General features: G+C 45.9%; 13 protein-coding genes. 1 reads left to right on the forward strand and 12 read right to left on the reverse strand.

The features are described 5' to 3' along the window. Window positions 1-311: 311 nt before the first annotated feature. From AC4OGX_RS06850 to argS, 12 genes are all read right to left on the reverse strand, one after another. Window positions 312-4,748 (reverse strand): hypothetical protein, encoded by a 4,437-nt coding sequence (locus AC4OGX_RS06850; RefSeq protein WP_493329349.1) that lies wholly within the window; start codon window positions 4,746-4,748, stop codon window positions 312-314. Then, the gene (locus AC4OGX_RS06855) at window positions 4,745-5,422 is read right to left on the reverse strand and encodes a hypothetical protein (protein WP_493329350.1); all 678 of its coding nucleotides are present in this window, start codon (window positions 5,420-5,422) and stop codon (window positions 4,745-4,747) included. Before AC4OGX_RS06855 ends, AC4OGX_RS06850 begins: the two co-directional genes overlap by 4 nt. Window positions 5,423-5,454: 32 nt before the next feature. After that, on the reverse strand, window positions 5,455-5,787 hold the full coding sequence (locus AC4OGX_RS06860) for a hypothetical protein (RefSeq protein WP_493329352.1): 333 nt from the start codon (window positions 5,785-5,787) through the stop codon (window positions 5,455-5,457). A gap of 11 nt (window positions 5,788-5,798) precedes the next feature. Beyond that, on the reverse strand, window positions 5,799-6,272 hold the full coding sequence (locus AC4OGX_RS06865; protein ID WP_493329353.1) for a hypothetical protein: 474 nt from the start codon (window positions 6,270-6,272) through the stop codon (window positions 5,799-5,801). Window positions 6,273-6,292: 20 nt separating this feature from the next. Next, the gene (locus AC4OGX_RS06870; protein WP_493329355.1) at window positions 6,293-6,460 is read right to left on the reverse strand and encodes a hypothetical protein; all 168 of its coding nucleotides are present in this window, start codon (window positions 6,458-6,460) and stop codon (window positions 6,293-6,295) included. A 169-nt stretch (window positions 6,461-6,629) separates the two neighbouring features. Then, window positions 6,630-8,135, reverse strand: a complete 1,506-nt coding sequence (locus AC4OGX_RS06875; RefSeq protein ID WP_493329357.1) for a hypothetical protein — start codon at window positions 8,133-8,135, stop codon at window positions 6,630-6,632. A gap of 28 nt (window positions 8,136-8,163) precedes the next feature. After that, a complete protein-coding gene (locus AC4OGX_RS06880) occupies window positions 8,164-9,222 on the reverse strand; it encodes an ATPase, T2SS/T4P/T4SS family (RefSeq protein WP_493329358.1) in 1,059 nt (352 codons plus the stop codon). 18 nt (window positions 9,223-9,240) lie between these two features. Next, entirely contained in the window at window positions 9,241-9,411 is a 171-nt protein-coding gene (locus tag AC4OGX_RS06885) for a hypothetical protein (RefSeq protein ID WP_493329360.1), read from the reverse strand. A gap of 103 nt (window positions 9,412-9,514) precedes the next feature. Beyond that, window positions 9,515-9,754, reverse strand: a complete 240-nt coding sequence (locus tag AC4OGX_RS06890; RefSeq protein ID WP_493329361.1) for a hypothetical protein — start codon at window positions 9,752-9,754, stop codon at window positions 9,515-9,517. Window positions 9,755-10,195: 441 nt separating this feature from the next. After that, complete coding sequence (locus tag AC4OGX_RS06895; protein WP_493329362.1) at window positions 10,196-11,128, reverse strand: CPBP family intramembrane glutamic endopeptidase; 933 nt, start codon at window positions 11,126-11,128, stop codon at window positions 10,196-10,198. Then, window positions 11,121-12,293, reverse strand: a complete 1,173-nt coding sequence (locus AC4OGX_RS06900; protein ID WP_493329364.1) for an alanyl-tRNA editing protein — start codon at window positions 12,291-12,293, stop codon at window positions 11,121-11,123. Before AC4OGX_RS06900 ends, AC4OGX_RS06895 begins: the two co-directional genes overlap by 8 nt. A gap of 9 nt (window positions 12,294-12,302) precedes the next feature. Further along, a complete protein-coding gene (gene argS / locus AC4OGX_RS06905; protein WP_493329366.1) occupies window positions 12,303-14,069 on the reverse strand; it encodes an arginine--tRNA ligase in 1,767 nt (588 codons plus the stop codon). Between the two features lie 169 nt (window positions 14,070-14,238). Between argS and AC4OGX_RS06910 the strand changes: the two genes are divergently transcribed. Beyond that, window positions 14,239-15,153: a deoxyribonuclease IV gene (locus tag AC4OGX_RS06910; protein WP_493329367.1), complete on the forward strand. Its 915-nt coding sequence runs from the start codon at window positions 14,239-14,241 to the stop codon at window positions 15,151-15,153. Window positions 15,154-15,177: the final 24 nt, after the last annotated feature.

Below are 15,177 nucleotides of genomic sequence, written 5' to 3' on the forward strand. Positions count from 1 at the left end.
TAAAAGAACTCCTTACTTTTTGCAACATGTTTTTAACATTTTTGTTAATTTTTATGTAACATTTTAGGTTTTCCTGCTTGCATCACAGCCCTATATGGCCCTCTAAGATAAAAGCGGCCGCAGACTGCCATAAATGAATGATATACCGCTGTATCCAGAGTATTAAAAAATCCGTAGAAAGCCCCTTTTTGAGCGATCTACGGATTTTTACTGCTAAAAACGGATCTGATGTCTGCCCCAAATGAGAGATCCAGTTTCAACGAAAAAGTGCAACAACCTTTTAACAATTATGTAATGTTTAGAAATTATCCTTACTTTTTCTTATCTCCAAATCTGTAAGCAAATTCTGTAAGCGCGTTTTCTTCCCTGCTATTACCTATTCCATGCTCCTTCACGTATTTTTTCACTTCCTCGACATCTTTACGGCTGAATGTCCATGTTTCTTCACAAGCCTTTTCTTCCTGCCATGCTGCAGTGATCGTCTCTTTATATTCTGGATCCTGGTACCATCTGGAATCTGCATGCAAACCTCCGTTTTGATTATCCCTGCCATCCAGATTCTGCTCATAATGATCCTGGTTGATGAACCGCACGTACCTTGGATCTTCCGGTTTTGCCACCTCTCCATCCTTTATTACATGAACTGTACACTGCCGGAAGGTTTCTTTTCCTTCTCCCTCCGGGCCCATACTGTCCTTCACTGCATAGGTGACTACAACATACCCGGAATCTTCAAAGGATTTAAAATCTTCCTCATGGAAGTGAAGGAGCTCTATCTTATCCTTGAGTGTCCCCGGATACAATTCATCCTCTTCTTTATCAGAAACTGTTATCCTGCCTTCCTTTACTGCATCCTCCAAAAGTGTTTTCTTAGTTACGGTCCCGCCTCTTGCTTCTTCTAATGTAAAATACCGATCCTCAGCCTGAATTTCAGGAAATTCATTATATCTCACATTCACGGTCCATACATAGCTGGTCTTGTTTCCAAAGCTATCCGTCACATTATAGGTGATCTTATGCACCACTGGAGAATCTTCCTCTGCCATCTGCATAAACCACGTATCCAGCTGGTAATCCTGCGGCATATCGTCCTTCCACTGATTTTTCTTCCCTTTCTGTCTATCACCATCTGCCAGCTTTCCGTCGGCATATTCTACCTGAGTGATCTTGATCTGACTGGTAAGACTACCGTCCTCTCGGTCCTTGGCTGTTACGTTTGAAAGAAGCATCTCCTTCGTAACCTCGGTACCTTCATAAAATTCTAATACTCCGGCTGCTGCGATCGCCGGAAATTCATCCCATGCAGCATACAGCCTGATTTCCTGTACAGCCGCCCCACTGGAAAACTTTTCTCCCTGCTGCTCGGCCGCCAGGTTTAAAAGCTGTTCAAATGTCAGTCTGTTGGTCTGCGTCTCTGGAAATCTGACTTTTTTTGCCGAAACTTCCGGCTTGATATCCCATCCGGCAAAGGCAGCATGATCCCCTTTAAACTTGGTGAATTCTGCATTTTTGCGGATCGTATAGCCCTGATTTGCCATACAGTCTTTTAAAGTTACATACTCTGCCCGTTCTTCTCCCGGTACATTCCGATTACCAACATAGGTTACCTTTATCTTCGTTCCCCACACAGCATACAAGGTGATTTTTCTATTAATAGAAGCATTCACTTCATTTCCCGGCTGATATTCTGCCTTATCAGCATCTGCATTTTCTGACCAGCCCCTGAATTTCAGATGAGGGGCTGACGGCGTCAATGCCGGCAGGCGTGCAGGCTCATACCAATACTTTTCTAGATCAGCAGGTATATTCTGTACGGTTCCATCATAGTTTTTGTTAAAATGAACCGTATATCCTGTGCTCAGTACAATATCCTGATCTGCTGCTTTAGACTGCTGTACCTGGTAGTCCCCCGGGCGCAGGCGATAGACTCCATTTGCTGTCAGATTGAACTTTTGAAAGCAAGTGCTTCCCATTTTTTTGTCATACAGGCACTCTGCGGCCTTTCTTCCATTCGCATAATTACTTGGAGTCAGCACTGCAGCAGGCTGTGCATTCAACTTTCCTGTTACCGAAACAAATTTTCCGGCACAGAGGAAAACATCATTCTCTGTACTCACAGCTCCGTTTCCACTCATATTCATAGCAGCCCCATTATGATATACACCTTTTCCCGCTTTTGCCGTATTACTCTTCACCGTTCCCCCACTGAGATTCATTCTGCCTCCCGGCAGGATACAGATTCCTCCTCCCACATTGGATGCCCGGTTTCCTGTCACGCTTCCGCCGGATTTCGTAAGCGTCCCGCTGTTTAATATCCCGCCTCCATTCTCTGCCGTGTTGGAATAGATCTCACCACCGCTGAGATTCAATGTGCTTTTATTCACAATACCGGATGCAGCGTTCGCATAGATCCTGCCTCCGGTGACGGCTGCTGTTCCGCCGTTTACCGCGACACCTGTCCTTCCATTATTATGAATCTCCACTGAACCGCCGATCGTCATCTGACGCCCCTTTGTATAGACTCCATCCAGCTTATTGCTGTATATATTTCCGGCACTGATCTGAATAGCTCCCTGGCCGTTTGAATTTTCCACTCCATACTCATTATCATGGATCACCCCTCCAGTCATAACAAAAGTACAGCTTCCTTCTCCTACATGAATCCCGCTTTTCCGATTGCCGTATATCTCACCTCCCATAAGACGGATGGTCTGTTCAGACTGGACGCCGTTGTAGCTGTTTCCATAAATCTTCCCCCCGTAAATATTGACATGTCCCATTGCCGCAATTCCATTAGATGCATTCCCATAGATCCACGCACCATCATAGAGATTTGTTGTCCCATATGCATTCCAGACCCCATTACCCAATGCATTGGTAAGTCTGACGCCGCTCTTTAGATTCACGGTTCCGGCATGAGTGCTCAATACACCTGACCCTCCTTTTTTACATGCATCTAATGTGAGCGTATATCCTTCATTGCCCCCCAGTGTCCATGTGGGACTCCCTCTGCCCGTCGGTGTACAGATAATACCGGCAGGTTCAATATGTGTCTCCCTGAATGATACCTTGACATTTTGTTCCTCAGGATAGGCCGAAAACGATTTCTCCGTGACTATATGTGTTGCTTCGCAGTTCCTTATTACATACAGAGTTCCTCCGCTGGGCATGGCATCAAATGCACTGTTAAAGGTGGTAAAATATCTGCTCCCTACTCTTACAACAGCATTTGTCTTAAGCGGTGCCTTCGTTGCTCCTGGTGCTGCCGCGCCTTTTCCCGTCAAGATGATCTGCAATGCCTCAATACGTTTGGATATATTGACCGTACCTGCCGTCTGTCCGTTCTTAGCCCAGTCGAGCCATCCGTAGGATTCACAGTATGCCCTGTAATATAAATCATAACTTCCTGCGCTCTGTCCTGTAAGTTTCATCCGCACAGCTTCCATTCTGAGCGACTGACCGGTCGTACCTGCTGTGGCTCCATTGGCCGCCCAGTTCATCCAGCCTTTTGACTGGACATGTGCCTGATAAGTGATTCCCAGATTGGCATTTCCCGTCACTTTCACCTGCAGTGCTTCCACCCGTTTCTGACTACCTGCTGTTCCGGATGAGCCGCCGTTGCTGCTCCATCCCTGCCAGCCCGTAGTCTGACAGGAAGCACGGTAGGTCACTCCAGCCCCGGATGCGGATGCCAATGCCGGCAGATTATTCCCAGGAACAGCCTTTGCGGCTGCCCTCTCCTTTTTCTGTCTTTCGTCCAGCCCCTCTTTTGCTTTGCTTTCCGGATCTTCCAAACTCTCCAAATCCTCTTCTTTGGCAGTCTCATCACCTGTATCGTCCGCCTCTATGCCATACACAAGGTACAAAAAATGAGATGCTTCGCTTAACGCCTGCTGAACATGTTCTTCCCCTGCATGCTCCACCGCTTCCAGCAGGTGTATCAGCTCTGCCATATCCTGTCCCGATGTCCTGGTTTGAAATTCTATATAGCTGTCAAAATCAGATATCTGATCCTTTTCTGCCTGAGACTGCTCTTTGGGCTGCCTGTTTGCTTCTAATACAACCTGCTTAAATATACGGAATGCATTTTCTTCCCATAGCTTGGCCTTTTGTTCATATGTCTGTCCATTTTCAGTTTGTTGGATCTCTGCATGTTCATCCTCTGCGGATCTGCCTTCTTCTGCCTGTCCGCCCTCTGTCTCCTCATTTTCTTCGTTCCCACTTTCTGCATGTTGATTATCCGTCCCTCCATTTTCTATTATACTGCCTGTAATACTGCTGCTCATCACCGCCTGCACTCTTTTAGACAGCTCCTGATAAAACTCCAGACTTCTGCCTATCTCCATCTGCATCCATTCTTTCAGATCCGAAAGACCAGCTTCTTTGTCCTTTGCCACAGGGTATCCCTGTGCAGCTCCGTCCACAATACTATATCTATATAAGATCAATATCTGATATAGCTCTTCTTCGGTCCGTTCATCCAAAAAAGCGGCCTTAACGTCCTCATCGCCAGTCTCCAATATCTCCCCGATATCTTCTCTCTCAAGCAGACGGCATATCATTTCTTTAAAATTCCCGGTACACCAAAACTGATCCATATCTTCACTGATCTCAGAGGAACTATCCTGTTGTGTGTCCGCTATTCGGATAGTATCATTTTCCTGCGCTCTTACATCCACAGAAAAGAGCATGGTAAAAAATATCACTGCTGCTGCAAAAAGATAAAAATTCCTAAGCTTCTTTTTCATAAATGCCCCTCCTGTCGATAAACCGCCTGCAGTTCAATATTGTCTCTTACACAGACTGTATGGATATTCTCTTCTCCATAGAGGTTTCCGATGCCATTCACCGGCTTTACCATCCTCCACCCACAAAAAACATACCCCTCCTTTGCCATCTCTGCTTTCGGCAGCACTGACGCTGTCAGATAGTCCCCGCCGTGTACGCTGGCCTGCTTTAGGACATATTCCTTTTCCTCTCCGTCTTCATGTTCCTTTCGCATTGCCAGAAAAGAAACCTTGTAAAAAACTTCCTCCTCTTCTTTTAAATCTTCCAGTATCACTGTCTTGCGCGAAGATACCCTGCCAGATCCAATGACCTGACGGTATGCAGCCGATGCCCTGACATCCAGAAGTCCCTTCTTAACATCAACATCCAATATCTCTATCGTATATTCTGAATCACTGGATGTCTTCATTAAAAATCCCTGGATAAAATCTGCCGTAAACTCTTTTGCTCCATTCTCCTTTTCTATATGATAGACCGGATTGATCGTCAATATTTTCATAGACTGCTCCATTGCCGCCCCCAGACTGTTATCCAGTTCATTCTGCCGGGCTGTCCTGTTCTCTGACGTTTGAATGGCTATTCCCGAAAATATCAGGATGATCACCATAAAAAAGCCGATGACAGCATTTTTCATATCTGCCCCTTCTCCTTCCTGTACTTTGCAGGTTATCGTGCGTAACCTACGATCTCATGTTCCAGAAATAAATCCAGGATAGGAATGGTATAGTCATAATTTAGTGTTATTTTGGCATATTTTCCGCTCCCTGAGCTTACCAGCGGTTCAATCCGCAGGCTGGTATACCCATTTTCCACTGCCTTTTCTTCGCAGTTTTGTATGACCACATCTGAGAAATCGCCCGCCTCAACTTCTGCCATTACGGCTGAATGATAGTTCTGCGCCTTCTGCGTATTTAAAGATGCCGTTATATATGCTGTGCTGAGCACTGCCATAAAAGCGATCATAATCATTCCGATCATCGTCTCAACCGCGCCCTTCATGCTTCCTCCTTTCAGTCCACAATAAAACGGTATGTTTTTTCACTGGCTTTTACACTGCCAAGATATGTCTCTTTCGCTCTGTAGATCACCTGATATGTCCCTTTTTCCTCCGGCAGGAAACGTTTTACGGCCGTTTCCGGGGTAATATCTTTTCCCGACGGGTCTACTACTTTTATAATAGAAAGCTCAACCTTCTCCCCATCCTCATTTTCTGCCTTGATCTGAAACATCTCTGCATCCAATAGATTATACTCAGTCCCCCGCTTTAGTTTTTTCGTCTTTACGGATAATTCAGGCACCGTCCTCGAAGCAATCGCTTCTGCGGTCTCAAATGCATCCTCATGCCCTACCTGCTCCACAGGCTTTGCCTGACCCAGCAGTCCTAAAAATCCATGTTCCCCTTTGCCAAATAGAAACATGACTAGCGAGCAGAGAAGCACAGACAGAATGATCACTTTACCATACTCACCGATTACAGCCTTCAAACGCCCCGCCTCCTTTCCTTTTATCCATGACACATAGAACCGATGCTTTCTGCAAAAATCTTCGCCAGCTGATATAAACCTCCGTTTCTATCCAACAGCTCTGCCATGATCCCCAAGAACATCAATCCCATGAAACAGGCCAGTATAATCCCACCGTATTCCTCTATAAATTCCTTTATCAGTACCACTTCCTATCCTTGTATATCATCTCAATCTATTACTCTATTCCTTACACACCCGTCTCACACATCATCCGCAGGATCTCCCACAGCCCTGACATGACCGCATATCCCGTAAGTGAGATAGCGATGATCCCTCCATATTCCTCTAAAAACTCTTTCACAGTTCTCCCTCCTCTCAGGCCACATTGTTGACTGCCGACAGGATATAAACCACAACCAGAGCCAGATCTGCCAGCATTTTGATCACACCTGTGATCATAGGCAGTAAAACCAGAAAACCGACTCCGGCGATCTCATCCTCCGCCCTGAGCCGTTCCGCCTTATCCGTCATGGCGGCATTCCTTTCTACTAAAGGACCGATCTGCCCTCCTATATCAGCTGCACCGAATTCTGCCATCGAATACAATACTTTCATTGCTGATGTGACGTCTGGAAGTTTCACCGGCTGCATGAAACCAAGATAGGGCTGCACAGAATCCGGCTCTCGTTCTACTGCCTCTATAAGCCCGCCCAGCTGCTCTTTCAGGACCTTAGGTGCACCTTCCACTGATTTCGCCAGTGATACATGCACATTGTCTGTCTGAAGCTTTAAGGACATGCTGAGAAGCCATTGCGGAAACGCCTTTTCAACAGCTCTGGTCAGATGTTTTAATGACACCTTGTACCGCCTTGCAGGCTGGGTTCCTATCAGGACCGCAAAAATACAGATCACGCCTGCGGCCCACACATTCCCCTTGAGACCAAAGAATATCATAAGCGGGACCAGCAGCAGTGACGCATATAAAGCTTTCCGTCTATCCCGCTGCGAATGCCCGTGCATGACATACTCATACTGCCTTTTCACCTCCTCGTACTCCATACCCTCCTCACTCAAGATCAAGCTCTTTGACAGCTTCTTTTGAGCAGCGTACCAGATCAACAGATTCAGCAGGATCGTCAGTGTTGTAACTGCCTGGGATACCGGATGATCCGTTATAGTAAATTCCTTCGGAAGCATAAACACAGTCATCCCACATATTAAAAATGATAATCCGATCCCAATCGTAATCTTGACCTTGACATTTTTCTTTTCCCTTTGCAGTTCATATACCCGGTCGATCCATAATTTCCTGTCATGAAGCAGTATATCTGCAGAAGTCCCAAAATCTCCGCCCACCTCTTCTGCTTCGATCAAAAAGTCATGGATCTTATATAATCTGGCGCATCCATATTCTCTTTCAATAAAAGCAAAGGCTTCCCTGTACAGATGAACGTCCGCCTCAGCACTGCGGATGTACTCTACTGCATCTGATATAGCATCATACAGCCTGCTCTCTCCTTTCCTGAACAAAACCTGTGTATCCTCTAATGCATTCAGAATCTTTGCCCTGCGTTTAAAGGAATACAAAATCTGTTCCATATACGCTGTGATGTCCTCAAATCGTTTCTGCTCATACATATTCCGGTATTCCATGATAAAGATCCCCGGAACAAAGCAGGCTGTCACCAGACATACGGCGATGATGCAGGGCATCTTTAACCGAAACACATATGCCAGCGCTGCTATACCTCCTGAAATTCCCAGAAAACATCCCAGATACTTCTTCAAAGAAAATTGATACCCAAGCTTATGCAGCTCTCGTTTTGCATATCTGGGATCTAAATACCGGTACACCTTCTTCTTTCTTCCACCTCTATTCATTCCTGTCTCCGTAACCCTTCCTGTATTCTTACCCTTGATTCTTTATCTGTATACTGCCGAAGGGATCCACTATATTCTCCAGCCTGAATTTCTTCCTGAGGTTGTCAGGTATCTCCTGTGAAACAAACGTTCCTCCCTCAGCGATCAGCCTCATAACATTAGATTCACCCACACGGTCAAACAGACAGATCTGATCAATGTATCTGACCACTTCCTTACTCGGTGTCACCCTCTTCCTGAGTAATATCCCTACATTCAAAAAACTGTAAATATCATTTTCCAGTCTGGACGCCGCATAACTGTCCTGCATCATATTCTGTATCCGGTCGGGTATCTTCCTCGTATCATCCGTATGCAGAGTCGTCAGTCCATGAAGCCCGGTTGAAAAACATTCCAATAAGTATTTCACTTCCATCGATCTTGCCTCCGAGAGCAGAACCCACTGTGGATTCTGCCTCAGCGCCGTCTTGATAGCCTTCGTGTAGGAAAAGAGCTCATCATCTACCTTTAACTCCACACAGTTTGCTCCCGGATTGATCTCCCTGTAATGAATCTCCAGATTGTCCTCGATCGTCATCACCTTTTCCTCTTTTGGAATATACTGTGTCAAAAACTTAAGCAGTTCCGTCTTTCCTGCACCCGGGCGGCCGCAAAAGACCATATTCATCCTGGCCCTCATGCAGTTTATCAAGAATTCCAGAACTTCCCGCGAACAGTATTGCTCCCTCAGCATCCTCTTCTCTGTCAGCCTCATTACAGCCGGAGTCTTGCGGATGGAAACTGCATATCCGGTATTTGTGGCACTCGGATGTATGATCGATATCCTCAGTACATCTGTCTCTGCCTCCAGAACGTTATTAAACTTATTGATCTGCTGACTGACCACATTAGAAACCCGGATACTGAACTGGCTGACAAACTCTTCGGATAACTGCAGCGGCACTTTATAGATACCATGCCTTAAATGCTCCACCCACACATCTGCCCCATTATAGTTTATATCTGTGATCTCATCGTCCAGTACATACTTTAAAAACGGGCCAAAACTTTCTTCCTTTAGATTCCATGCATCCTTTGAAACCTTCACCGATCAACCACCTGCCATCTATAACCCGGTAACAGCCGCAGTTGTCCCCAGTGCGGTCGTCAATTTTCCCACTGCCTCAGTGATCCCCAGTTTTATACTGTTTCCAAGCGGCGTTGCTGCCACTACAATAATCATGATCACAATTGCTGCTACAACAATAATCCCATACTCTTCCATAAATGTTTTCATATTCATCCTCCTGTAAAATCATAAACTCACCATAGGTCTGCTCAAATATACTCTTTTACTTCTATTGTTCTTATTTTCCTAACCTAGCAAAACACCATAACAATCAATACGCATCACCACCTTTCCGCCCAATAGACAGCCATCCCTGTAATAAAACAGACTGTCTATTAAGATGCTGACGCCCGGCTAAAAGATAAAGGCGCTTTATAAGATACTCCCCTGGCTTTGTAACATCAGGCCAAGGCAGACTCCCATCTTTAAAAACTTGAATATCTTTGGAGAACCTCCAAAAAAGAATTGCTATAAGATCATGAAATATCATGATAAAAATCCATCTCATCATAGACTCAAACTGACTGCGTAATCATTGATCACTTCCTTTGGCATGCACTCGAAAACAGCCTCCGGACAAACACTGTACATTCAACCCGACGCTTATCTATCCGCAGATTTCAGCATTAAATACATAGCTTGCTATACAAAAATCTTGTACACAAATAACGCTGCAGGATAATAAGCTAAAAACAAATCACTTCATAAATAATAAAAGGGAAAAAATAAAGATTCCCAGATCCCTGATAGATATATAAAAGATAAATCCCCGATACAGACCCAACCATGTCTGTGCTATTAGACTACTCTCAACTCACACAAAAGTCAAGCATATTTTTTCCATGTCACTCCTTAGTCCTGTCATAATGATCCTATAAGACGATTCAGGGGAGGTCTCCTTAACAGAAGCCTCCCCATCTCGTATAAATCACATTTTCATATAATCAATGTCCTACCGGAACATATCCGGAGTATGCTGATTTTCCTGCGGTATCTCTATTCCTTCCGGCTTTTCATCGATCCGCTGTATCAAAACAAACATCACAGATCCCACGAATGCGCATGCCACAGTCACGATTCCCAGCCGGGAAGCTTTACCCAAAAGCCAGTCAAAAACACCTGTATTTGTCATGATCAGAGAGGTCATGTTTGCTACGATATGAAGCAGGACCGGTGCCTTGAAGGAACCGAATTTTTCATAAACATAGGCAAGCAGAAATCCCAGTATAAACGTATATAGGAACTGTACCATATTCCCATGAGTCAGACTGAACAGAACTGTCGAATATAATGCGGCTGACAAAAACTTACTGCGCTCCCTATATCTCTGGAACAAAACTCCCCGGAACATCAATTCCTCTGTCAATGGAATGATGATTCCCAGACACAGATACTGTACTGGAACACTGGCAGAGTAAAAAACTTCAGAGGTCTCTTGATATTCCGCGCTTGCAAATGCAAGATTTGTCATAACTGCCAGACAGTTCAAACCAATACAGATTGCAGCCCCCAGCCCGATGATCTCCAGATATCTCCACGATTCTGCTTTTTTATTCACTGGAAGCTTAAGCGTACGTTCCCTTTTCCTGTCTGCATGAAATAAATATGCCGTTAACGGAATCGTACATAAAGCTGCCGCCGCCATTATCTCCACCTGATATTTCATAACCAGGTTAAGCATTGTTTCATACTGCTGTAATATTAGCTCTGTTGCCTGCTCCTGTGTCTGCACCCCTGCTTCTGCCATATTCCTCATGAATTCACCAAAATGAGGAAGCATGACAACAAGCCCTGCAAAGGTACTTGCCGCAAACTCGATCAGCCAATACAAAAGAATAGGGCCGCATACTCTCCAGAACTGCTTTGCCCCCGGATTCTTATTCATTCGTTGTTTCCCTCACTTTCTTCTGTATCCACTCCCTCACATCGCATTCTTTTCCTTTCAGAGAGCCCTGTACCATCTCTGGTTTACCGCCTCCCCTTCCGGAAAACATCTCATTCAACCCTTTCGCCAATGGACGCATATCCGCTGTCTTACTGCCGATCACATAACGGTATTCTTCCCGTCCTGTTTCCAAAAAGACGGCACAGCCGGTCTTTCCCTCTGCTAGGACAAGATTCATCAGGACCCTGGGGCCATCGCCTTCCAGTTCCCTTTCAAACAGACAGACAAACGTCTCTTCTTTCGGGATTTCCTTTGCCCTGTATTCCAACACTTTCTTCTGGTTTTCGGATAGTTTTCCCTTGAGCTTTCCCTGCTCTTCCTTCAAGTGCTCTACAGCCTTTGATACCTCATTCTCCTTTGCACACAGAAGGGCGGAAATATGTTTCACATGCCGTTCCTTTTCCTGGTAATCCATAAGTGCACGGAATCCGCAGAGCATGGTCACCCGGACACCGCCCTTATAACGCTGTACATTGGTCAGCTTGATCAGCCCGATCTCTCCGGTATTCTCTACGTGAGGCGCGCAGCAGGCACATACGTCGTACCCTGGTATGGTCACGATCCGGACCTGTCCCTCGATCTCGATCTTGCTGCGGTATTCCAATGTCTCCAGCACTTCTTTCGAAGGATAGGAGACCTCTACCCTCAGATTTTTAAAAACTACCTCGTTCGCCGCCCACTCAAGCTCTTTTAATTCTTCCCTGGTAATCTCGCCGTTAAAGTCCATCGTACAGTCTTCACTGCCAAGATGGAACCCCACATTACGATAACCGAATCCTGCATGGACCAGCCCTGAAACAATATGCTCCCCGGTGTGCTGCTGCATCTTCATAAAACGCAGCTCCCAGTCAATGATGCCCTCCACTTCGGTATCCACATCGAGCGGCCCCTCTGTCAGATGATATACAATACCATCTCTTTCATGAACATCCAGCACCCTTATATTTCCCAGCAGTCCGGTATCTGCATACTGCCCGCCGCCTTCTGGAAAAAAGGCAGTCCTGTCAAGGACCACCTCATATTCATTCCCTTTCGGCTGACACATCCGGACACGGGCTGTAAACGCTTTCATATGACTGTCCTGATAAAATAACTTTTCTGTCATAACCTTTTATTACATCCTTTCAGGTGCTTCAAAACCAAGCAGATCTATACAGGTCTCCAAGATTTCCTTCACCAGCTTTAACAGTGCAATATACCCTGCCCTCACCTCTTCATCTTCCTCTGTCAGGATTTTGGTTTCGTGATAGAACTTGTTGAACGCATTTGCCAGGTCGTAAATATAAGCACACAGCTTATGCGGCGCTGTCTCTGTATAAACCGCATCGATCACATCATTAAACTTCGCAGCTTCCAGCATCAATGTCTTCTCGCAGTCGTTTTCCGCCTTCCTGACAGAAAGTCCGTCAAGTTTTCCACCGTTTTCCTGATGCTTATTCAAAATAGACTTGATACGCACGATCGTATACAGGATATACGGTCCTGTATTTCCTTCAAAGGAGGTAAATCTGTCAACATCAAACACATAATCCTTGGAGGCCTGGTTGGACAGATCTCCATATTTAATCGCAGCGAGTCCGACAGTTTTAGCCGTCTTAAGTGCCTCTTCTTCTGTCACTGTGCGGTTGTCCATGATCTTTTGATACATTTCTTCATTGATCTCGCGGATCAGGTTTTCCAGACGCATGACACCGCCTTCTCTTGTCTTAAAAGGCTTGCCGTCCCTGCCGTTCATGGTGCCGAATCCAAGGAATTGCAGATCCACCTCAGGACGGACGATCCCGGTCTTTTTCGCGCATCGGAACACCTGCACAAAATGCAGCTCCTGGCGCTTATCCACCACATAAATGATCTCATCTGGCTTATATAATGCTTCCCTCTCCACCAAAGTGGCAAGATCTGTTGTATCATACAGGGCTGCCCCGTCAGATTTCAGGATCATACACGGCGGAACTTCCTTTTTATCCTCCTCTTCCTGGACGTCTACCACAAGCGCGCCCTCATCATAGTGGGCATACCCTTCATTTTTAAGCATCTCGACCATATCAGGGATGTACTTCTGGGCATCCGCCTCCCCTTTCCAGAGGTCAAATTCTACATTCAGATTCTGATAGTTCTTCTTTAAATCTGTCACCGAAACGTTCATAATATGGTTCCAGATGGCGCGGTAGCCGCGGTGTCCGTTCTGGAGCAGGAATGTGGCATTTAACGCCTCTTCACGGTAATCATCATGCTCCTTGGCATAAGCGCTGGCTGTCGGATAGATCTCTTCCAGTTCACCGATGGTAAATGGAGCCTCCTTTGGATACTCCCCTTCAAAGGCATCGTCGAAATAAGCAAGCTTTGGCTTTCTTTTCTTCAATTCTGTGATGATCAGCCCCATCTGATATCCCCAGTCGCCTAAATGGATGTCTCCGATCACCTCATTGCCCTTAAAACGAATGATACGCTTGATGCTCTCTCCGATGATCGCAGAACGAAGATGTCCTACATGGAGCGGCTTCGCCACATTCGGTCCGCCGTAATCGATCATAACCGTCTTAGGTTCTGCCTCCTTCTCCACCCCCAGGTCCGGATCAGCTGCCATTTCATTTAAAAATCCGGCTGCAAAGGATGGATCTACTTTCAGATTGATGAATCCCGGATTCACAGCCTCTGCCAGTTCAAAACAGCTTACGTCCTTTAAGCCTGCCACAACATCGTTCGCGATCATGATCGGGGCCTTTTTATAGGTCTTAGCTGCCGCCATCGCGCCATTGCATTGGTATTCACACAGATCCGGTCTGTTGGACAGTGTCACCTTCGCAAACGCTTCATCATAACCTGCTGCCTGAAATGCTTTTTTCATTTCTATGGTAATAAGTTCCAATAATGTATTCACTTTTATCTCACGCTCCGTTCTTTTTTTCTTCCATTTCGATATTCTATCATGTATAATCAGGAAGTACAAGTATTAATCATAGAAGTTTTCCCGTATTTACGGGCTTTGTTACTGTCCACTGACAGTGAACAGTGGGGTTTTGAAAAGAGATAGAAAGGCAGGATCTAATATGAAAATAGGATCACATGTCGGAATGAGCGGCAAAGAAATGCTGCTTGGTTCTGCAAAAGAAGCTGTCTCATATGGGGCAGATACATTTATGTTTTACACCGGGGCGCCGCAGAACACACGGCGCAAAGAAATCAGCGAACTGAACATCGGCCCGGCCTGGGATTATATGAAAGAACACGGGATTGATGAGATCATCGTCCATGCCCCTTACATCATCAATCTGGGGAACGCCGTCAAGCCGGAAACCTTCGAGCTGGCCGTAGAATTTCTCGATAAGGAGATCCAGCGGACCATCGCCTGCAAAAGTCATGTCCTGATCCTCCATCCCGGCGCTCATGTAGGAGAAGGCACAGACACCGGCACCGCACAGATCATCAAAGGCCTGAATGAAGTGCTGACCAAGGATACGGACTGTCTGATCGCACTGGAGACTATGGCCGGAAAAGGTTCCGAAGTGGGACGCACCTTTGAGGAGCTTGCCCGGATCTATGACGGCGTCACTCATAATGAAAAGCTGCGCGTCTGCTTTGACACATGCCACACCAGTGACAGCGGCTATGATATCATCCACCACTTTGATGATGTGATCGCGGACTTTGACCGGATCCTTGGAAAGGATCAGATTGCCGTCTTTCATATCAATGACAGCAAAAATGTGCCCGGAGCATCCAAAGACCGCCATGCGAATATTGGGTTCGGAGAGATCGGCTTTGAGGCATTGAACCGGATCGTCCATCACAAAGATTTTGAGGATGTTCCGAAAATATTGGAGACCCCTTATGTTCCCTCTCCAACAAAAGATAAGAAATCCTACGCACCTTATAGATATGAAATCGAGATGCTGAAAAAAGGTGTCTTTGACCCTGATCTACTGAACAGGATCATTGACGAGAATGAAAAGAAAAGGGGCTGACACTTGACATCTGTCCGGCCTCAT

It is taken from the genome of Faecalicatena sp., from assembly GCF_058819085.1.

Coding starts and splice junctions, on each gene's coding strand:
- AC4OGX_RS06910 (WP_493329367.1), top strand. CDS start 14,239: ATGAAAATAGGATCACATGTCGGAATGAGCGGCAAAGAAATGCTGCTT.
- AC4OGX_RS06885 (WP_493329360.1), bottom strand. CDS start 9,411: ATGAAAACATTTATGGAAGAGTATGGGATTATTGTTGTAGCAGCAATT.
- AC4OGX_RS06875 (WP_493329357.1), bottom strand. CDS start 8,135: ATGAATAGAGGTGGAAGAAAGAAGAAGGTGTACCGGTATTTAGATCCC.
- AC4OGX_RS06855 (WP_493329350.1), bottom strand. CDS start 5,422: ATGAAAAATGCTGTCATCGGCTTTTTTATGGTGATCATCCTGATATTT.
- AC4OGX_RS06850 (WP_493329349.1), bottom strand. CDS start 4,748: ATGAAAAAGAAGCTTAGGAATTTTTATCTTTTTGCAGCAGCAGTGATA.
- AC4OGX_RS06860 (WP_493329352.1), bottom strand. CDS start 5,787: ATGAAGGGCGCGGTTGAGACGATGATCGGAATGATTATGATCGCTTTT.
- AC4OGX_RS06895 (WP_493329362.1), bottom strand. CDS start 11,128: ATGAATAAGAATCCGGGGGCAAAGCAGTTCTGGAGAGTATGCGGCCCT.
- AC4OGX_RS06890 (WP_493329361.1), bottom strand. CDS start 9,754: ATGATGAGATGGATTTTTATCATGATATTTCATGATCTTATAGCAATT.
- AC4OGX_RS06900 (WP_493329364.1), bottom strand. CDS start 12,293: ATGACAGAAAAGTTATTTTATCAGGACAGTCATATGAAAGCGTTTACA.